The organism is Photorhabdus aegyptia (assembly GCF_000612035.1).
Lineage (GTDB): Bacteria > Pseudomonadota > Gammaproteobacteria > Enterobacterales > Enterobacteriaceae > Photorhabdus > Photorhabdus akhurstii.
The window spans coordinates 1-19,811 of sequence record NZ_JFGV01000046.1; the positions used below are offsets into that span (position 1 = coordinate 1).

17 protein-coding genes and 1 tRNA gene are annotated in these 19,811 nt (G+C 41.5%); 11 read left to right on the forward strand and 7 right to left on the reverse strand.

Annotated features, from left to right (window positions below; translation table 11 throughout):
* The first annotated feature begins 798 nt into the window (after nt 1-798).
* Both BA1DRAFT_RS14415 and BA1DRAFT_RS14420 read left to right on the forward strand, forming a co-directional pair.
* The gene (locus BA1DRAFT_RS14415; RefSeq protein WP_036780437.1) at nt 799-3,546 is read left to right on the forward strand and encodes an RHS repeat protein; all 2,748 of its coding nucleotides are present in this window, start codon (nt 799-801) and stop codon (nt 3,544-3,546) included.
* A gap of 317 nt (nt 3,547-3,863) precedes the next feature.
* Nucleotides 3,864-4,091, forward strand: a complete 228-nt coding sequence (locus tag BA1DRAFT_RS14420) for a type II toxin -antitoxin system TacA 1-like antitoxin (RefSeq protein ID WP_051560802.1) — start codon at nt 3,864-3,866, stop codon at nt 4,089-4,091.
* Between the two features lie 67 nt (nt 4,092-4,158).
* Here the strand turns inward: BA1DRAFT_RS14420 and fbaA are convergent, their stop codons facing one another.
* The 3 genes from fbaA to epd all read right to left on the reverse strand — a co-directional run bounded on the left by fbaA (nt 4,159) and on the right by epd (nt 7,570).
* Nucleotides 4,159-5,235, reverse strand: a complete 1,077-nt coding sequence (fbaA, locus tag BA1DRAFT_RS14425) for a class II fructose-bisphosphate aldolase (protein ID WP_036780442.1) — start codon at nt 5,233-5,235, stop codon at nt 4,159-4,161.
* Nucleotides 5,236-5,304: 69 nt separating this feature from the next.
* A complete protein-coding gene (gene pgk, locus BA1DRAFT_RS14430) occupies nt 5,305-6,468 on the reverse strand; it encodes a phosphoglycerate kinase (RefSeq protein WP_036780444.1) in 1,164 nt (387 codons plus the stop codon).
* 82 nt (nt 6,469-6,550) lie between these two features.
* A complete protein-coding gene (gene epd, locus BA1DRAFT_RS14435; protein WP_036780447.1) occupies nt 6,551-7,570 on the reverse strand; it encodes an erythrose-4-phosphate dehydrogenase in 1,020 nt (339 codons plus the stop codon).
* Between the two features lie 387 nt (nt 7,571-7,957).
* Between epd and BA1DRAFT_RS21335 the strand changes: the two genes are divergently transcribed.
* Nucleotides 7,958-8,479, forward strand: coding sequence for a MarR family winged helix-turn-helix transcriptional regulator (locus BA1DRAFT_RS21335; protein ID WP_051560803.1), 522 nt, complete (start codon nt 7,958-7,960; stop codon nt 8,477-8,479).
* Between the two features lie 157 nt (nt 8,480-8,636).
* The gene (locus tag BA1DRAFT_RS14445) at nt 8,637-9,008 is read left to right on the forward strand and encodes an antibiotic biosynthesis monooxygenase family protein (RefSeq protein WP_036780450.1); all 372 of its coding nucleotides are present in this window, start codon (nt 8,637-8,639) and stop codon (nt 9,006-9,008) included.
* A 105-nt stretch (nt 9,009-9,113) separates the two neighbouring features.
* Here the strand turns inward: BA1DRAFT_RS14445 and tkt are convergent, their stop codons facing one another.
* Nucleotides 9,114-11,108: a transketolase gene (gene tkt, locus BA1DRAFT_RS14450; protein ID WP_036780451.1), complete on the reverse strand. Its 1,995-nt coding sequence runs from the start codon at nt 11,106-11,108 to the stop codon at nt 9,114-9,116.
* Between the two features lie 640 nt (nt 11,109-11,748).
* On the opposite strand from tkt, the gene BA1DRAFT_RS14455 reads away from it, so the two are divergent.
* The 4 genes from BA1DRAFT_RS14455 to BA1DRAFT_RS14470 all read left to right on the forward strand — a co-directional run bounded on the left by BA1DRAFT_RS14455 (nt 11,749) and on the right by BA1DRAFT_RS14470 (nt 14,619).
* Nucleotides 11,749-12,438 carry a PAS domain-containing protein gene (locus BA1DRAFT_RS14455; RefSeq protein ID WP_036780454.1) on the forward strand — a complete coding sequence of 230 codons (690 nt, stop codon included), beginning with the start codon at nt 11,749-11,751 and terminating at the stop codon, nt 12,436-12,438.
* A gap of 60 nt (nt 12,439-12,498) precedes the next feature.
* Nucleotides 12,499-13,182: a helix-turn-helix transcriptional regulator gene (locus BA1DRAFT_RS14460; protein ID WP_036780456.1), complete on the forward strand. Its 684-nt coding sequence runs from the start codon at nt 12,499-12,501 to the stop codon at nt 13,180-13,182.
* A gap of 17 nt (nt 13,183-13,199) precedes the next feature.
* Nucleotides 13,200-13,868, forward strand: coding sequence for a helix-turn-helix transcriptional regulator (locus tag BA1DRAFT_RS14465; protein WP_036780458.1), 669 nt, complete (start codon nt 13,200-13,202; stop codon nt 13,866-13,868).
* A gap of 484 nt (nt 13,869-14,352) precedes the next feature.
* A complete protein-coding gene (locus BA1DRAFT_RS14470) occupies nt 14,353-14,619 on the forward strand; it encodes a helix-turn-helix domain-containing protein (RefSeq protein ID WP_036780460.1) in 267 nt (88 codons plus the stop codon).
* A 142-nt stretch (nt 14,620-14,761) separates the two neighbouring features.
* Here BA1DRAFT_RS14470 and BA1DRAFT_RS14475 read toward each other — a convergent pair.
* Nucleotides 14,762-14,838: transfer RNA gene (locus BA1DRAFT_RS14475), tRNA-Asp, on the reverse strand.
* 129 nt (nt 14,839-14,967) lie between these two features.
* The gene (gene dnaQ / locus BA1DRAFT_RS14480) at nt 14,968-15,714 is read right to left on the reverse strand and encodes a DNA polymerase III subunit epsilon (protein WP_036780462.1); all 747 of its coding nucleotides are present in this window, start codon (nt 15,712-15,714) and stop codon (nt 14,968-14,970) included.
* 57 nt (nt 15,715-15,771) lie between these two features.
* Between dnaQ and rnhA the strand changes: the two genes are divergently transcribed.
* On the forward strand, nt 15,772-16,242 hold the full coding sequence (gene rnhA, locus BA1DRAFT_RS14485) for a ribonuclease HI (protein ID WP_036780463.1): 471 nt from the start codon (nt 15,772-15,774) through the stop codon (nt 16,240-16,242).
* Here the strand turns inward: rnhA and BA1DRAFT_RS14490 are convergent.
* On the reverse strand, nt 16,239-16,955 hold the full coding sequence (locus BA1DRAFT_RS14490; protein WP_036780464.1) for a class I SAM-dependent methyltransferase: 717 nt from the start codon (nt 16,953-16,955) through the stop codon (nt 16,239-16,241). The genes rnhA and BA1DRAFT_RS14490 overlap by 4 nt on opposite strands.
* 40 nt (nt 16,956-16,995) lie before the next feature.
* Between BA1DRAFT_RS14490 and gloB the strand changes: the two genes are divergently transcribed.
* Nucleotides 16,996-17,748: a hydroxyacylglutathione hydrolase gene (gene gloB, locus BA1DRAFT_RS14495; RefSeq protein ID WP_036780465.1), complete on the forward strand. Its 753-nt coding sequence runs from the start codon at nt 16,996-16,998 to the stop codon at nt 17,746-17,748.
* A gap of 71 nt (nt 17,749-17,819) precedes the next feature.
* The gene (gene mltD / locus BA1DRAFT_RS14500; protein ID WP_036780467.1) at nt 17,820-19,184 is read left to right on the forward strand and encodes a murein transglycosylase D; all 1,365 of its coding nucleotides are present in this window, start codon (nt 17,820-17,822) and stop codon (nt 19,182-19,184) included.
* The last annotated feature ends 627 nt before the right edge of the window (nt 19,185-19,811 follow it).

A 19,811-nucleotide genomic window follows, 5' to 3' on the forward strand; every position in this document is an offset into this window, starting at 1 on the left:
AAGTTATGATTATTAAATCATCACCAAATAGCAAGAAAAAATTTCCACTTTTTTCATTTACAAAAAGTAAACTTTGTAACAAAGTGTTACAAATTCAATAATGATTAAGTTATTGTAAATATAATGGCGGATGCAATGACAAAAATAACTCATCCCCAAAATAGCAGTCTACGATGTATGAAACCATTTGGCCTTTACTGATTTTCCACTCAATGATCATGACTCTAAACATTCAACATATTAATTTTTAATTAAAAATACCTTTATTACCATTTATCAAGCGACCAATAACATCATCTATTTGAAGGATTAGCCTCATCTGTGTTACATCACAGCCCGTTAGGTGTCTTATACCCAACAGGTGCAGAACCATGATAGAAGCGGTATGTTCTTATTATCATCTCCTGACTTCGCTGTATCGAATGTAGAACTCATAACATCCTCTGTTTTTAAAGTATTGTTTTTAAAGCATTGTTTTTAAAGCATTGTTTTTAAAGTATTGTGACTATCGCGGTTTAATAAATTTCTTTTATCTTTAACTATGATATACAAGTGATTGGTTATTAAGCATCATCGATATATCAAATCTGCCAACCACTTGTTTTTCTGATGGTTGATCAATCACACTCACTATCTGAAACTTTAATTCCTATTTATACAATCTCAAAAATTACCAAAGCGTTTGCATTAATAACATCACGATAAATCGCTTTCCTTGCCTGTTTAGTGATAAGGTCTTTTGGTTGTTGCCATAACTTAAATTTTCTTAACGATTAACACCATCTAAGGAGTTAAAATATGAGCAGTTACAATTCTGCAATTGACCAAAAGACCCCCTCGATTAGGGTATTAGATAACAGGAAATTAAATGTACGTACTTTAGAATATCTACGCACTAAAGCTGACGAAAACAGTGATGAATTAATTACGTTCTATGAGTTCAATATTCCGGGATTTCAGGTAAAAAGCACCGATCCTCGTAAGAATAAAAACCAGAGCGGCCCGAATTTCATTCGCGTCTTTAATCTTGCGGGTCAGATTTTACGTGAAGAAAGTGTTGATGCCGGTCGGACTATTACCCTCAATGATATTGAAGGTCGCCCGGTGTTGATCATCAATGCAACCGGTGTCCGCCAAAACCACATCTATGAAGATAACACCCTACTCGGTCGCCTACTCGCTATCACCGAACAGACGCAGGCAGAAGAGAAAACGACCGAGCGTCTTATCTGGGCCGGTAATACGCCGCAAGAAAAAGAGTACAACCTCGCCGGTCAGTGTGTCCGTCATTACGATACCGCAGGACTCACTCAACTCAACAGCCTTTCTCTGGCTGGCGTCGTGCTATCACAATCTCAGCAACTACTCGTCGATGATCAAAATGCTGACTGGACAAGTGAAGACCAAAGCCTCTGGCAGCAAAAACTGAGCAGTGATGTCTATACCACCCAAAATAGCACTGATGCCACCGGTGCTTTACTTACCCAGACCGACGCCAAAGGCAACATCCAGCGTCTAGCCTACGACGTAGCCGGGCAGCTAAAAGGCTGTTGGTTGACACTCAAAGGTCAGGCCGAACAAGCGATTATCAAATCACTGACCTACTCCGCCGCCGGACAAAAATTACGTGAAGAGCACGGTAACGGGGTTATCACTGAATACAGCTATGAACCAGAAACCCAACGGCTTATCGGTATTGCCACCCGCCGTCCGTCAGACTCCAAAGTGTTGCAAGACTTACGCTATCAATATGACCCGGTAGGCAATGTCATCAATATCCGTAATGATGCGGAAGCCACCCGCTTTTGGCGCAATCAGAAAGTGGTCCCGGAGAATAGCTATACCTACGACTCCCTGTATCAGCTTATCAGTGCCACCGGGCGGGAAATGGCTAATATAGGTCAGCAAAATAACCAACTGCCCTCCCCTGCGCTACCTTCTGACAACAATACCTACACTAACTATACTCGCAGCTACAGCTATGATCACAGCGGTAATCTGACGCAAATTCGGCACAGCTCGCCAGCTACCCAGAACAACTACACCGTAGCTATCACCCTCTCAAACCGCAGCAATCGAGGTGTTCTCAGTACGCTAACCACCGATCCTAATCAAGTGGATACGTTGTTTGATGCCGGTGGGCGCCAAACCAGTTTATTACCCGGACAGACACTTATCTGGACACCACGAGGAGAGTTAAAGCAGGTTAATAATGGCCCGGGAAATGAGTGGTACCGCTACGACAGCAACGGCATGAGACAACTGAAAGTAAGTGAACAGCAAACCCAGAATACTACGCAGCAACAGCGGGTAATCTATTTGCCGGGGCTGGAGCTACGCACAACCCAGAACAACACCACAACAACAGAAGAGTTACACGTTATCACACTCGGTGAAGCAGGTCGCGCACAGGTACGGGTGTTGCACTGGGAGAGCGGTAAGCCAGAAGATGTCAACAATAATCAACTACGCTACAGTTACGATAATCTGATCGGCTCCAGCCAACTTGAACTGGACAATCAAGGGCAGATTATTAGTGAGGAAGAGTATTATCCATTTGGCGGGACAGCGCTGTGGGCAGCAAACAGCCAAACAGAAGCCAGCTATAAAACGATTCGCTATTCCGGCAAAGAACGGGATGCCACCGGGCTATATTATTACGGTTATCGTTATTACCAACCGTGGGCGGGCAGATGGTTAAGCGCGGACCCGGCAGGAACCATTGATGGGTTGAATCTATACCGAATGGTAAGAAATAATCCTGTGAGTTTACAGGATGAAAATGGATTAGCGCCAGAAAGAGGAAAATATACCAAAGAGGTGAATTTCTTTGATGAATTAAAATTTAAATTGGCCGCTAAAAATTCACATGTTGTTAAATGGAACGAGAAAGAGAGCAGTTATACAAAGAATAAATCATTGAAAGTGGTCCGTGTCGGTGATTCCAATCCATCGGGTTATTTGTTAAGCCATGAAGAGTTCCTAAAAGGTATAGAAAAAAGCCAAATAATATATAGCCGGCTTGAAGAAAATAGAGCCCTTTCAGAAAAATCAAAAACAAATCTTTCTTTAGGATCTGAAATATCCGGTTATATGGCAAGAACCATACAAGATACGATATCAGAGTATGCCGAAGAGCATAGATATAGAAGCAATCACCCTGATTTCTATTCAGAAACCAACTTTTTTGCTTTAATGGATAAAAGTGAAAAAAATGATTATTCCGGTGAAAGAAAAATTTATGCGGCAATGGAGGTTAAGATATATCATGATTTAAAAAATAAACAATCAGAATTACATGTCAACTATGCACTCGCTCACCCCTATACTCAATTGAGTAATGAAGAAAGAACGCAGCTACAAGCAACAGAACCCGATGTTGCAATCAATAGAGAATACAATTTCAAAGGCGTTGGCAAGTTCCTGACAATGAAAGCAATTAAAAAATCATTGAAAGGACAGAAGATTAATAAGATATCAACAGAGGCTATTAATATTCGCTCTGCGGCTATCGCTGAAAATTTAGGAATGCGGAGAGCTTCATAAATTTGGTCATAGAACTTTAAATAAAAACTAACTGTACTAGCTCAGACCCGAGCTAGTACAACTCTACATACTCGGATTCACTTGCGCTCGAATCTTGATGATTTTTGTTCTATTTAATTATAGTTTATTTAGTCTCACAATATGGCGTCGTTTTGGCACACACATTGAATTTTGTTAAAACAACGTTAAACTAATCAATGAAGCAAACTTAGTGTTTCACCAAACTAATATGTTCCGCTAACTCCAAATAAATAATGCAAACGAGTAGTGGATATCTATAGTGAACTAATAACCGCAATACGGTAGGAACAGGGCCTATGGCCATATTAGCAAATGAAAGAATCACCACAAGGGTGAGTTCAGAGACCAAAAGACTCATTGAACAAAATATGCGTATTCAATTGTGTCAAGAAGATGCATTGGCGTTTGTTCATGCATTGGAAAAACCAATCAAGGTAAACGAACGTTTCCTTCGTGCTGCTCGTAGACATAAAGAAACAATGGCTGCTGCAATAGAAATGATAAAAAAAGTAGATGCGATGTAACATCTCATTTACTGAATGCGGCTAACGTTCCCTCTGAATGAAAACTCAGAGGGAACGCTTTCACTAATTACAATACATCAATCGCGTTCAATTCTTTGAATGCCTGTTCCAGACGGGCAATCATAGAAACCTGACCGGCACGCAGCCATACCCGTGGATCGTAGAATTTCTTATTAGGTTTATCCGCGCCTTCTGGATTACCTAACTGACCTTGCAGATAGCCTTCGTTCTTTTTGTAATAATTCAGGATACCTTCCCAAGTCGCCCATTGGGTGTCAGTATCGATATTCATTTTAACAACGCCATAGCTGACTGCTTCTTTGATCTCTTCCGCGGTAGAACCAGAACCGCCGTGGAAAACAAAATCCAGGCTGTTATGCGGCAGATTGAATTTCTCAGAAACATAGTCTTGAGAGTTACGCAAAATTTTTGGCGTCAGTTTAACGTTACCCGGCTTATAAACACCATGAACATTACCGAAAGAAGCCGCAATAGTGAAACGTGGGCTGATAGCATTCAGTTTCTCATAAGCATAAGCCACATCTTCCGGTTGCGTGTACAACGCGGAGCTATCCATATGGCTGTTATCAACGCCATCTTCTTCCCCACCAGTACAGCCCAACTCGATTTCCAGCGTCATATCGATTTTTGCCATGCGAGCCAAATATTTGCCGCAAATCTCAATATTCTCTTCCAGAGACTCTTCTGACAGATCGATCATATGAGAAGAGAATAACGGTTTACCCGTCGCTGCGTAATGCTTTTCTCCCGCATCTAACAAGCCATCAATCCACGGCAGCAATTTACGTGCGCAGTGGTCAGTATGCAGGATCACAGGAACACCATAATGTTCAGCCATCTGATGAACATGGTGAGCACCAGAAATTGAACCCAGAATAGCCGCTTGTTGACCTTCAACTTTCAAACCTTTACCGGCAATAAAAGCAGCACCGCCGTTAGAGAACTGAATGATCACGGGAGAACGAACTTTAGCCGCGGTTTCCAGTACGGCATTGATTGAATCAGTACCTACACAGTTGACCGCCGGCAAAGCAAAGTTGTTTTCTTTGGCTATAGCGAACACTTTTTGAACATCATCACCAGTGATGACACCCGGTTTTACGAAATCAAAAATTTTAGACATGTTACGTGGGTCCTGTTTAGAGCGGGTAGCTAACCAATCAGCAATCAGCCGCTACCCGTCATGACTTAATTACTGTTTTGCACGTTCTTCCAACATCACAACCGCAGGCAGTTTTTTCCCTTCCACGAACTCGAGGAAAGCGCCACCACCCGTAGAGATATAAGAAATTTTGTCAGCAATACCGAACAGGTCGATCGCTGCCAGCGTATCGCCGCCGCCGGCGATAGAGAAGGCATCACTATCAGCAATGGCGCGCGCGACAATTTCAGTCCCTTGACGGAAATTAGGGAATTCAAATACACCAACCGGGCCATTCCATAGGATCGTTTTAGCGTTTTTCAGGATATCAGCCAGCCGTTGAGCGGATTCATCTCCCAAATCGAGGATCTGCTCATCATCTTTAATATCACTGGAGGATTTCAAGGTTGCTTCGGCCGTTTCAGAGAATTCTGTTGCTACACGAACATCGGTTGGCACCGGAATATCACAGCTTATCAGCAATTTTTTCGCTTCCGGGATCAAATCATCTTCATAGAGAGAACGGCCAACATTGTGACCTTCCGCGGCAACAAACGTATTCGCAATACCACCACCAACAATCAGTTGGTCGGCAATTTTAGACAGCGTATCCAGAACGGTCAGCTTGGTTGAAACTTTAGAACCACCGACAATAGCCACCATTGGGCGAGCCGGATTATCCAACGCTTTGCCTAATGCTTCTAATTCCGCAGACAGCAAAGGACCGGCACAAGCAACAGGAGCAAACTTAGCCACGCCGTGAGTCGAAGCCTGAGCACGATGAGCGGTACCGAATGCATCCATGACATAAATATCACACAGGGAAGCATATTTTTTAGCCAAGGTTTCGTCGTCTTTCTTTTCACCTTTATTAAAGCGAACGTTCTCCAGCACGACCAGTTCACCTTCTGATACTTCCACGCCTTCCAGATACTCTTTTTCCAGTCGAACGGAGGAGGATAATTTCTCTTTTAGATAGTCTACTACTGGTTTCAGCGAGAATTCTTCGTTGCATTCGCCTTCAATCGGGCGGCCAAGGTGAGAAGTGATCATGACCTTGGCACCCTGTTTCAATGCTGCTTCGATGGTTGGCAAGGAGGCACGGATACGCGCATCAGAGGTGACTTTGCCATCTTTTACCGGAACGTTCAGGTCTGCGCGGATCAAAACACGCTGACCCGCCAGATCTAAATCGGTCATCTTAATTACAGACATGGTGAATCCTCTTATTGATTCTCTAAATTATTTAATCTTGCGCCGTGTGCAAATCTATTATGGGCCGTCTATCAACAACAGATCATTTGAAACCCGTAGCAGCCATTGCTAACGTTGTATCTAACATTCGGTTAGCAAATCCCCACTCATTATCACACCAAACTAATGTCTTAATCAGGTGTTGCCCACTAACCCGCGTTTGTGTGCCATCAACAATCGCGCTGTGGGGATCGTGGTTAAAATCCGTTGAGACTAACGGCAATTCGGTATAATCAACTATACCACGAAATGAAGTAACTGCTGATTTTTGCATTAATTCGTTGATTTTTTTAACAGTTACTGAAGATTTTACCGTAACGCTCAAATCGATAGCCGTAACGTTGATCGTTGGTACGCGCACGGAGATAGCTTCAAAACGGTCACAGAACTTTGGAAAAATCCGGGTTATCCCTGCGGCCAACTTGGTATCCACCGGAATGATAGATTGACTGGCTGCCCGAGTACGCCGTAAATCTTTGTGATAAGCATCAATCACCGGTTGGTCATTCATTGAGGCGTGAATGGTTGTTACTGTGCCAGATTCAATCTCAAATTCATCATCCAATAATTTAATAATGGGAATAATGCAATTAGTGGTACAGGAAGCATTGGATACAATGCGATCTTCCGCTGTCAATAAATGCTGATTTACACCATAGACCACCGTCGCATCTAAATCATTGCCCCCCGGATGAGCAAACAGCACTTTCTTGGCGCCACTGGCAAGATGTGCCTCGCCATCAGCTCTGCTGCCATAAATCCCACTGCAATCAAGAACAATATCAACCCCCAGTTCTTGCCAGGGCAACGTCGATATATCGGGCTGATGAAATAAGCGAATATTATCATCACCAACCTGCAACAAATCATTATTCAGACGCACATCCCAGGCAAAACGGCCGTGACTTGAGTCATATTTCAGCAAGTGAGCAATTCCTTCGGCATCTGCCAGCTCATTAACAGCAATAACCGCAATTTCAGCCCGGCGCCCAGACTCATAAAGAGCACGTAAAATACTGCGCCCTATTCTGCCAAAGCCGTTTATTGCTACCTTGATTGTCATGTTACTCCCTGAATATAGTTATTACCACCCAACCGCTTAGAATAACCGACTCAATCACGGATGTACTGATTGCTTATCACAAAATTACCAAAACCGTGCATAGAAAACCGCTTTAGATAACAAAATGAAACGATTCAGCTACAAATAACGAGATTACGGGAAAAGGAGATTGATAGCAAGCAATAGTAAAAAGTGGTCAACCTTCGAATTAAAGACTGTTGCTCATATTCATCGACCCCAAGCAAGCAGAAAGAAACAATCCCACCGTTATTTACTCACAACTGCGACATGGATCATCAATACCATTTGTTGGAATATTGACATTTAATCTCAATAAATGGAAACTGGTTGTCGTTTTTTGAGGAGCTAAGGAAAAGGAAGTAAATCGTGTCAACCGAGGAAACTTCGGCGTTTGAAGTATTCACTGAGATCACATTGGCGGTATTTCGGCTCAATGCCCTACTGCTCTCTAAAGGCGATCAGCTCGTTGCTCCGTTGGGAATCACGAGTGCGAGATGGCAAGTACTCGGTGCGATTGCGCATTCGCCACATCCACCTACCGCGCCTCAGATTGCCGCCGCAATGGGTATCACGCGCCAAGGCGTGCAAAAGCAATTGAATCTCGGGCTAAGTTCAGGGATGGTGAGAACCCTCACTAATCCTCGCCATGAACGCTCACCACTCTATCAACTGACCGAGCTTGGTTGGCGTACTTTTGACGCGGCGATATCGCTGGAAGCTGAATGGGTCGAATCACTGATGCAATCCTCTGATCCTAACGAGCTAAAAGTGACATTAAACACCTTGATCAGCCTGGAGACGGAGCTGGGAGAGTCACCTGTGCCAAATACAAGACATAGCGCTCTGGATTCGTTCGTAAATAACGATAAAGAATTACCAAACAGTTAAACGAAATACAACGTGGAAACAGCATGTAATTGGTGGAACGCATTTGTCTCTACGTTGACATATTATTGCCGTCAAAAGCCGCGTAAATCACGCGACTCGCCTCGGCAGGATAGCAATACAAACATAAATATAAACACATAATTTTCAGGAGATAGAAATGGTCAAACTAGAAGAAATGGACACCCACGTAACCCTGCGGGAACAGTTATTTTCGAACACCGATGGCTCCATCGTGCTAGTGAACATATTTCATGTTGATCCTTCAATGGCTGACACCCTAATAGAAACTTGGAAGGAAGATGCAGAATATTTCCGGTCTAAGGTGGGCCTGATTTCAGCACAATTACATCGCGGAATCGCTGGCAGCGGCACATTCATGAACTATGCTGTTTGGGAGAGTCTGGAGCATTTCCGCGCCGCGTTCACAGATCCTGAATTCAAGGAAAAACTCGCCAAATATCCTGATGGGATTGTCGGTTCGCCTCACGTGTTCCAAAAAGTAGCCGTTCCCGGAATTTGCGTGGCATAAGCCGAGGAAAACTGTCACGATCCCTCTTCGATAACGATATCGTGCAGAACAAGAGCGCACCCGCTCAACGTTTACCTCAGGTGCGCTCATTTATGAAGTGACTAATTATTTCAGCAGCGCTTTAGCCTTAGCGACCACATTCTCTACAGTGAAACCAAACGCTTTAAACAGTTGATCAGCAGGAGCTGATTCACCAAATGTCTCCATACCAACAATAGCGCCATTCATACCAACATATTTAAACCAGTAATCGGCGATACCCGCTTCGATTGCAACACGGGCCGAAACCGCAGCAGGCAGCACCGCTTCTCGGTATGCAGCATCTTGCTTATCAAAAGCATCAGTAGACGGCATCGAGACTACGCGTACCTGGCGACCTTCCTCAGTCAATTGGTTGTAAGCACTCACCGCCAATTCAATTTCTGAACCGGTTGCGATCAGAATCAGTTCTGGCTGCCCCTGACAATCTTTCAGGATGTAAGCCCCTTTCTCAATATTAGCCAACTGCTCGGCAGTACGTTCTTGCTGTGCCAGATTCTGGCGAGAGAAAATCAGCGCTGATGGGCCTGTTTTACGTTCGATAGCATATTTCCACGCCACCGCAGACTCAACCTGGTCACATGGACGCCATGTACTCAGATTTGGCGTCACACGCAAACTGGCAAGCTGTTCTACCGGCTGATGAGTCGGGCCATCTTCACCCAAACCGATTGAGTCATGGGTGTAAACAAAGATGCTGCGAATTTTCATCAATGCCGCCATACGCACTGCATTACGGGCATATTCAACGAACATCAGGAAAGTTGCGCCATAAGGCACAAAACCACCATGCAGAGCGATACCGTTCATAATGGCTGACATGCCAAACTCACGAACGCCGTAATGGATGTAGTTACCAGCCTGATCTTCGTTCAATGGCTTAGAACCTGACCACATCGTAAGGTTACTTGGCGCCAAATCAGCAGATCCGCCCATAAATTCAGGCAACACCTTGCCAAACGCTTCCAAGGCATTCTGGGATGCTTTGCGGCTGGCAATATTGGCCGGATTTTTTTGCAACTGTTCGATAAATGCTTTGGATTCAGCTTCCCAGTCTGCCGGTAATTCGCCACTGGTACGACGTTTGAATTCAGCAGCTAATTCAGGATACGCTTTTTCATAGGCAGCGAATTTTTCATTCCAAGCGGCTTGTTTCACATTGCCAGCTTCTTTTGCATCCCACTCAGCATAGATGTCCGCTGGAATCTCAAATGCCGGATAATTCCAATCCAGTGCTTCACGAGTCGCGGCAATTTCCGCATCACCCAATGGCGCGCCATGAGAATCATGGGTACCCGCTTTGGTTGGCGCACCAAAACCGATAACTGTTTTGCACATTAACAGAGAAGGTTTATCAGCAACTTTACGTGCTTCTTCAATAGCAGCTTTAACTGAAGCTGCATTATGGCCATCAATACCGCGAATCACATGCCAACCATAAGCTTCAAAACGGCTTGCCGTATCATCCGTAAACCAGCCTTCAACATGACCATCAATGGAAATGCCATTGTCATCATAGAAAGCAATCAATTTGCCTAGCTTTAAAGTACCCGCCAGAGAGCAAACTTCATGAGAAATGCCCTCCATCATACAACCATCACCCATAAAGGCATAAGTATTATGGTTAACGATCTCATGACCAGGACGGTTAAATTGCGCGGCCAGAGTGCGTTCAGCAATCGCAAAACCTACTGCGTTGGCAATTCCCTGCCCTAAAGGACCTGTCGTAGTTTCTACGCCTGGAGTATAACCATACTCAGGATGGCCTGGGGTTTTAGAGTGTAACTGACGGAAATTTTTCAGATCATCAACGGAAACATCATAACCGGTGAGATGCAACAGGCTATAAATCAGCATAGAACCATGACCGTTAGATAATACAAAGCGGTCACGATCAACCCAATGTGGATCAGTTGGGTTATGATTCAAATAATCACGCCATAAAACTTCAGCGATATCAGCCATTCCCATAGGCGCACCAGGGTGCCCTGATTTTGCTTTCTGCACAGCATCCATGCTCAGGAAGCGAATAGCATTAGCAAGGGTTTTACGAGTGGTCATTTTCTACTCCAAGTGGGATAAAAACGTTTAGGGGGATAATTTTCTCAGCACAGCGTACAAACCGCAATCTTTAAAGCCAAATACCAGGAAACTATCTTAATTTCATCTGAACGACAATTCTTTGATTTACCTTATGGCTCTATATAAATTTCAGCATCATCAGAGTAATAAACAAACTCATTGCGCATATAAATGGGTAAATGAATTAAACACAGCTATTAGTTGCCAATCAAGAGATAAAATAACCCATTAAACAGAGACATATTCTTGATTTATGGCAATTTTCAGCGACTAGATTGATTGTTTATATTTATCCTAATTATATTCTAATGATCTCTTAATAATTTGATTATCAATAGTGAATAGATAGAAAAAACATCAATCAAAAATCAATGTTATTTCAACATCAATAACCAAATAAATAGTTTAAAACAAAATAATACTTATAGTTATATTTTCTTATATGATGATATTTTTACCTAAAATAATAAGTAATTTGATTAACATATATAGATAAAATAAAAAATATTATTTTTTGACGAATTAATTATTGCAATCCATTATATAATCGGGTTATTTTAAATAGAACATATAAAATAGACACGCAGATGACTACTTAATTAACAACTAGGACATTCTCATGTCAAATATCAAAAACAGACCAAGTAATATCACTCCGCAATTAATTTACATGTGGGAAAAAAGTAATGAGCCTTGGGGCGCAAAAGATCGCCAATCAAGATTTATATATGCAAATCCTGCTTTTTACCAACTGCTCAATCTGCCCGAAGATTTCGAGATTACAGGGCTTTCAACCGGGGAATTGCCCTCACCTATTGCAGAGTATACAGAAGAGTATTGTCGTCAAGATCAAAAAGTGATGCAAACCATGAAAACAGTCACTTCACTTGAGACTCATCTATTTGGGAAAAATAAAGTCAAGCAAACCTATCGCTGTAGTAAATATCCGCTTTGTGATGAAAATGGGGACTGTATCGGTATCACTTTTCATATGTCCAAAGTTCAAAATTTTTCCATTGCTTACTATCATGAAAAAGTATCTCCAGCAGCTCTGGAATTTACCCCCCCTAACGACATATTGACTCAAACTGAATGGGAAGTTCTTTTTTTGGCTCTTCGCTCACTGGACGAAGAGAGTATCAGCGAAACATTAATGATAAGTACAGAAGAAGCCATTAACCATATTCAGTCAATTTACCGAAAATTTGATCTACCGCTGCATATAGAATTAGACGATTTCTGCAAAGCAAATAAGTTTGATCTATATATTCCAGAAAGGTTCGTCGCTACTGGCAGCCAAGAGTTATAGCTCCCCATTAATTAAAATCTAAGTTCCAGATATTTCTCCAATAACAATAGGAATTATGTTGTGAGTTATAAAAAATTAACCGTATCGCCTCAAATTATCAATCTAATGGAAACCAGTCATGAACCCTGGGGCATAAAAGATCAAAACTCCCGTTTTGTCTATGAAAACAAGGCGATGGCTATGCTGCGCGATCTTCCCCGTGGTTTTAATGTAGAAGGACGTCTAGACAATGACCTGCCTTGGGAAGGTGCCGCTTTTGCAGAACAATTTCAGATCCATGACAGAGCAGTAATGCAAGCAGAACAAAGAATATGCTCATTAGAAACCCATTTATATGGTAAAGAAAAATTACTTTCCTCCTATTTCTTCGAAAAGTTTCCATTTTATAATGAAGATAATCAATGTGTCGGCGTTATTTTCCATGCCTGGAAAGCCGAAGCCTATTCTCTGACACGCTTTTTTTATGGTAAGCTCCCCGCTTCTATTATGTTCCAGCCTCCTTCTGAGCTATTTACTCAACGGGAATGGGATGTCATTTTTCTATTTCTACAGAAACATACCAGTAAACAGATCGGGCGAATACTGAATATTTCTTATCGCACGGTAGAAACGCATATATTACGGATATACAAGAAAATTGGTATTAATTCAGGTCAACAATTGGATGAATACTGCCGCCTTAACGATTTTGATCTCTATGTTCCTGAGAGATTTTTAAAACCTGGTAGTAAAATGTTTATATAATATGGTAAATAAAACAGATGAAAACAACGAACAATATATCAGCACAGGTAATAAATACCATAAAACATAGCCATGATCCTTGGGGCATTAAAGATAAAAGCACTTGCTTTATTTATGAAAATAAAGCAATGGCTATGCTACAAGATATTCCGCTTAATTTGAACGTCGAAGGGCGTTTTGATTGTGAATTACCTTGGGCAGGAGCAATATTTGAAGAGCAATTTCAACGACATGACAGAACCGTCATGCGCTTGGAAAAAAGTATATGCTCATTAGAAACACATAGATTTGGCAAAGAAAAACATCTTTGTTCCTATTTCTTCGAGAAATCTCCATTTTATAGTGAAGATAATGAATGTATTGGCATTATTTTTCATGGGCGGAAAGCGGAAGCGCTTTCTTTGAAGGAGTTTTTCAATGGAAAGCTGCCACCTTCCATTATGTTTTGCTCTCCCTCAGAACAATTTTCCCAACAAGAGTGGGAAATTATTTTTCTATTTCTGGCAAAATATAGCAGAAAGGAGATCAGTGAGAGGCTTAATATTTCTTACCAATCGGTGAAAGATCAGATAGAAAAAACATACCAGAAACTAAAAGTGAGCTCTGACTCTCAATTTGAGGAGTATTGCCGTATCAATAATTTTAACCTTTATATACCAGAGCGATTTTTATTTCCTTATTTATAAATCTCACCTTTATATCCAAGTTATTATAAAAGGAAGCAATATTATAAAAACAAAATATAAAACTATTAAACTAATTCTACCACAACTCAACCAGATGATATATGGAATAAAATCCCAGAGTCGTGGTTTGCAAAAAATAGGGAATTTATCTGCATATATGTAAATGTAATAATCATTACCGTTAATAAATTGTCTGAAAAATAGCAAAAAAGTATTCATAAGAAACTATTAGTTATTTCGGTTATTAAACTAAGAATATTTTTCACAGATAATAATAATGCTATTTACATTAAGAAAAAACACCTGCAATATATAGGGAATACTTTGCCATAAAACAATCGATACTATTATTCAGTATTCTCTCCGATAGCCAATTCAATTAACCTTGATTGATAATCTGTGCCTAATTACTACCAATCAGCAAAACATTGATAATTTATCTATTATCAATGTTTTTCTCACAATTAAAACTTGGAGATTATTTATGGATATTCGAGACTGGCATCCAGCAGATATTATTGCAGCACTGAGAAAACAAGGAACAAATCTTTCAGCCGTTTCTCGCAAAGCTGGTTTAGCATCATCGACACTGAGTAATGCATTACATCGCCCGTGGCCAAAAGGAGAAGCATTAATCGCTACTGAATTAGGTTTACATCCATCGGATATTTGGCCATCACGCTATAGACCTGGTAAAGAGAACAAATTCTTAATAAAAGTTGCAGAAACAAGCTGTGTAGAAATCTGGTAGCACCTGTATGTCTTATGTTAATGCAATTTCATTATCATTTATATTGTCTGTCGAGAGATTACAACATGGTATAAGTACAAACAAAAAAGATATAGATACGAACGAAAAAGCCCCGGGCAACTACCCAGGGCTTCGAAATCTTTGGCGGTGCGGACGGGACTCGAACCCGCGACCCCCGGCGTGACAGGCCGGTATTCTAACCGACTGAACTACCGCACCGCGCAGCGTTCTGGTTGAGAACGAGGTGAATATTACGAATCCAAGATCATTCCGTCAATATTTTTTATAACAAAGTGACGAGTTTGATCAACTTTTCACCCCAAAAGGTGATTTATTCGCAATTTTATGTTAACTCTGTTCAGAACTTATACGCCATAAACAGCTCCCGCCCTTCTTCTCAACTAAATCCAATCTGGATTCGTGAGCCGCGAGTTCTTCATCCGTTGCATAAACAACTTTCAATGCCGTTTGAGACCGGGTAACACGCTGTATTTCAGCAGCATTCGCACCACCAGCAATTTCCCCTTCCATTGAAAAAGCAAGGGAAGTCTGACCGCCTGTCATTATCAAATAGACATCAGCCAATATCTCGGCATCGAGTAACGCGCCATGCAAGGTTCGTTTAGAATTGTCTATATCATAACGATCACATAGCGCATCAAGGTTATTTCTTTTCCCCGGAAATAACCCTCTTGCAAGTTGTAAGCTATCAGTAATCTTGCAGAAATCCGCAGTTGGCGGAATATCACGATCCAGCTTGCCAAACTCATAATCGATAAAGCCGATATCGAAGGGAGCGTTATGGATGATCAATTCAGCGCCGCGAATAAATTCAACAAACTCATCTGCAACATCAGCAAACAGCGGTTTATCCTGCAAAAATTCATCACTGATCCCATGCACTTCAAATGCTTCAGGATCGACCAATCTATCCGGCTGAATATAGACATGAAAATGGCGGCCGGTTAAACGACGGTTAACAACCTCCACAGCCCCAATTTCAATAATTTTGTGCCCTTCATAGTGAACACCTAATTTATTCATACCGGTAGTTTCGGTATCAAGAACAACTTGTCGTGTAATTGCCGTGCTCATAATGCCTTTTTATGTCAGACTTAGGGTTTTGAATTGAATAAGCAGAGTCTACCAGATATGGGCAAGCAGGTAGAAATTTTCACCGATGGATCTTGTCTCGGCAATCCGGGGCCTGGGGGCTACGGTGTGTTATTACGCTATCAACAACACGAAAAAACCCTTAGCGAAGGTTTTTATCGTACAACAAACAACAGAATGGAACTCATGGCGGCAATTATTGGCCTGGAAACGCTGACTCGCCCTTGTAAAATTGTCTTAACCACCGACAGCCAATATGTGCGTCAAGGCATTACACAATGGATTCATAACTGGAAAAAACGCGGCTGGCGTAAAGCAGATAAATCTCCGGTCAGTAATGTCGATTTATGGCAACGGCTTGATCAAGCCATTAGCCGCCATGACATTGATTGGCAATGGGTCAAAGGCCACTCCGGGCATAATGAAAATGAACATTGTGATGAATTAGCCCGTGCCGCAGCAAACTCACCAACAGAAACCGACACTGGATATCTTGAGAATAGAGATTAACTGCGCTTTCGGTAACATTTTGTTACGCCAACAGCACTGCCCAATTTAGGTTTTAATAACGTCACTTTCATCTGGTTTAACGTTAATGGCAGTGTGCGTTTGCGGGCAATAATCAGACTGACACAACCCAATACAGACAGGCGCCGATTAACAAAACCCGTTTCATTTCGCCAAGGCAATATTTGAAAACTATCACGGTACATCACTTCATAATTAAGCAAGCTCAACCAATCAAGTTGGCGCATCAGGGAAAACATCCGACTGCAATAGGGCTGATGACGCCATAATCCCGGCACTAATTTTCCCAAACCAAGCAAACTCAATGAATTAAAACCACTGATAATGAGCCAACCATCATCAATCATCACTCGATCAACTTCCCGTAAAAGACGATGGGGATCAGCGCTGTAAGCCAGCATATGACTCAGTAAACAAGCATCAACGGACTTTTCTTCAAACGGTAGATGGTAAGGATCAGTAATCACCTGCATATTCTTGCCTTCCTTACCCACATTAATCTGATTAAAAATCGGACACTCCTTGCTGTCAATTTCGGCACTCAAATTACCGACTTTCAACAGATGGAAACCAAATATTTTCGGCCACCAAGGTTGTAATTGACGCTCCAAAGCGGCACGGTAATACTCCCCCCAAGGTAAATCAGCCCAAGAAGCCGGGGGATTTATATTCTGTATTGTATGTGCAGATTTCATGGCTTCTTCCTTATAACCCGCTGTTAATAAGAGGTATACAATGGAGCTTATCAGCATTCCGGTCCTTTCGGATAATTACATTTGGTTACTTTGTGATGAAAACAGACATGTTGTCATCGTTGATCCGACAGAATCACAGCCTGTTCTTGATACCTTAAAATCCCACGGCTGGATACCCGATGCAATTCTACTTACCCATCATCATCACGATCATGTTGGCGGCGTCCCTGGAATTATTGATCGATTCCCTGAGCTACCAGTATACGGCCCAAAAGAAACCGAGAGCAAAGGTGCGACGATGATAGTCTGTGGCGGTGATAGCATCCATTTCGGTCATTTTTCTTTCCAGATCATCGACGTTCCCGGCCATACTCTGGGGCATATCGCTTTTTATCAAGCGCCTTACCTCTTTTGTGGGGATACTTTGTTCTCTGGCGGTTGCGGACGCCTCTTTGAAGGAACCGCTGAACAGATGTATGCATCTCTAAGTAAAATAGCTGAACTGCCCGATGACACACTGATCTGTTGCGCCCATGAATATACCGTTTCTAATATGAAATTTGCTCATGCTGTTTTACCCAATCAGACTATCAGCGAATATCAGCAAAAAGTAACCCAAATGAGGGAAAGCAATCAACCAACAGTACCAACCACATTACAAACCGAGAAAAAAATTAATATTTTCTTAAAATGTGATGATGTTGATTTACAAAGAAATATTGGAATTGTCCCCAACTCTCAACCACTTTCCGCCGTTTTCTGTCAACTAAGAAGACGAAAAGATCAATTCTGATTGAGAGAGTTGCTATATCGAGCCAAGATAAGTATTATTGGTCGTCTTTTAAGCAACCATAAAAATTAATTATGAAGACAAAAGCGATTCTGTTCGCATCTGTCTTGCTGGTTGGCTGTCAATCTGGACCAGATTGGTCGACGACAGCCGGACAACGGGCACAGAATTCGTCTTCAACGAGTCTAAAGACAGGCAAGATAGCAGCAACTAATGATACCGATCAGCTTGCTGCCTACTGGGGAGAGGATGGTTCTGGCGCTCAGCGTGAGCTGTGGGGATACATCCGAGATGAGTTGAAGATGAAAATCCCTGATAATTACAGGGTTCGTGAACAACGAAATTATTACCTGAAAAACAAGAGCTATCTCCACGATGTAACTTTACGGGCTGAACCGTATATGTACTGGATAGTCAGGCAGATCAAGCAACGCGATATGCCAATGGAACTGGTACTGGTACCCATAGTGGAGAGTGCTTTTAACCCGCATGCTACCTCACGCGCCAAGGCCGCGGGTCTGTGGCAGATTGTCCCGGATACGGGCCGCAATTACGGTCTTACTCAGGATAAATGGTACGACGCACGCCGGGACGTCGCCGCATCAACAACTGCCGCCCTGAATCTGTTACAACGCCTGAATAAAATGTTCAATGGTGACTGGTTATTGACTATTGCTGCTTATAACAGCGGCGAAGGCCGTGTTATGCGCGCAATAAAAGAAAACCAGATAAAAGGTAAGCCAACAGATTTCTGGTCATTATCACTACCACGGGAGACTACGCTCTATGTGCCTAAAGTTCTGGCGCTCAGTGATGTCATCCGTAACAGCGATAAATATGGCATTACGCTGCCAAAATCCAATAACCAGCGGGCGCTTGCTCAAGTTGATGTTGGCCAACAAATCACGCTGTCTCAGGCCGCAGAACTGGCTGGCATGTCCCTGACATCGATTAAAGCCTATAACCCCGGATATAAGCGAGGAGTAACATCGCCTAACGGTCCACATTACATCATGTTGCCAAAGGCAAAAGTTGATCAATTTAAACACTCGCTGGCAAATAAAACCGTTTTAAGCAATATTCGTCAGGAAGTTGCTAACAACAACCGCCGATTGAGTAAACAAAGTCAATATAAAGTTCGTTCAGGTGATACATTATCCGCTATTGCAAAGCGGTTTAACGTTTCCACCCGCGAATTACAACGCATGAATAATCTGAAAACCGCCAAATTGTTAAAAATTGGACAAGTATTAAGGGTAAATAATGACAATGCCATTATTTACCGTGTACGCCAAGGCGATTCAATTGCCAGTATTGCTAAACGTCACGGTATCAACATTAAGGATTTAATGAACTGGAACGATGGCATAAAAACAACAGATATCAAACCAGGAATTGAGTTAACGCTCTATGTCGATGAATTCTCTGATGAAGCTTAAAATCTTTTCCAGTAGGTATTTTATTGTTGAAGGAAGATAATAGATGGCCCTCTCTTAGGGCCATTTCTTCATATTTAGTGAAATAAAATTTAGCTTATTCTCTTCGAAATCAAACGAATTAATAAACAATGCAAGGAAATTATATAATCAATTGATAACTACAACACTCAATCATTAAAATCAGACTAATTATCAACATATTAATGTGTTAAATATGCTATTTAAGAAATCGCATTTAAATAACATAACAATATAATCAAGATAAAACATTAATTACTAAACTTAATGGAAATCATAAAAATATCATTAATAAACTATCACATTTAACAATAAATAATAAAAAAATAAAACATCACCAAGTAATTTATAAAACATTCATATTAACAACAAATTAAAAAAAATATAACTCTACTGTCGCCATTTATATTTCTATTATTTTTCATATATAAACCATCAAATTCTTGTAATATTCAAAAAGTCAGCTAGGATAGTTAGCAATCAATATTAATTACGTTGCTGAATAGTTACTTGGCGTTTTAACAAATAAACTTGTTAATATAATTATCCAAGCGTTAATATAACGAAAAAAAGATTAATACACTATAAGAGAACAATATAAGAATAAGC

Coding starts and splice junctions, on each gene's coding strand:
- BA1DRAFT_RS14415 (WP_036780437.1), top strand. CDS start 799: ATGAGCAGTTACAATTCTGCAATTGACCAAAAGACCCCCTCGATTAGG.
- BA1DRAFT_RS14420 (WP_051560802.1), top strand. CDS start 3,864: ATGGCCATATTAGCAAATGAAAGAATCACCACAAGGGTGAGTTCAGAG.
- fbaA (WP_036780442.1), bottom strand. CDS start 5,235: ATGTCTAAAATTTTTGATTTCGTAAAACCGGGTGTCATCACTGGTGAT.
- pgk (WP_036780444.1), bottom strand. CDS start 6,468: ATGTCTGTAATTAAGATGACCGATTTAGATCTGGCGGGTCAGCGTGTT.
- epd (WP_036780447.1), bottom strand. CDS start 7,570: ATGACAATCAAGGTAGCAATAAACGGCTTTGGCAGAATAGGGCGCAGT.
- BA1DRAFT_RS14445 (WP_036780450.1), top strand. CDS start 8,637: ATGGTCAAACTAGAAGAAATGGACACCCACGTAACCCTGCGGGAACAG.
- tkt (WP_036780451.1), bottom strand. CDS start 11,108: ATGACCACTCGTAAAACCCTTGCTAATGCTATTCGCTTCCTGAGCATG.
- BA1DRAFT_RS14455 (WP_036780454.1), top strand. CDS start 11,749: ATGTCAAATATCAAAAACAGACCAAGTAATATCACTCCGCAATTAATT.
- BA1DRAFT_RS14465 (WP_036780458.1), top strand. CDS start 13,200: ATGAAAACAACGAACAATATATCAGCACAGGTAATAAATACCATAAAA.
- BA1DRAFT_RS14470 (WP_036780460.1), top strand. CDS start 14,353: ATGGATATTCGAGACTGGCATCCAGCAGATATTATTGCAGCACTGAGA.
- dnaQ (WP_036780462.1), bottom strand. CDS start 15,714: ATGAGCACGGCAATTACACGACAAGTTGTTCTTGATACCGAAACTACC.
- rnhA (WP_036780463.1), top strand. CDS start 15,772: ATGGGCAAGCAGGTAGAAATTTTCACCGATGGATCTTGTCTCGGCAAT.
- BA1DRAFT_RS14490 (WP_036780464.1), bottom strand. CDS start 16,955: ATGAAATCTGCACATACAATACAGAATATAAATCCCCCGGCTTCTTGG.
- gloB (WP_036780465.1), top strand. CDS start 16,996: ATGGAGCTTATCAGCATTCCGGTCCTTTCGGATAATTACATTTGGTTA.
- mltD (WP_036780467.1), top strand. CDS start 17,820: ATGAAGACAAAAGCGATTCTGTTCGCATCTGTCTTGCTGGTTGGCTGT.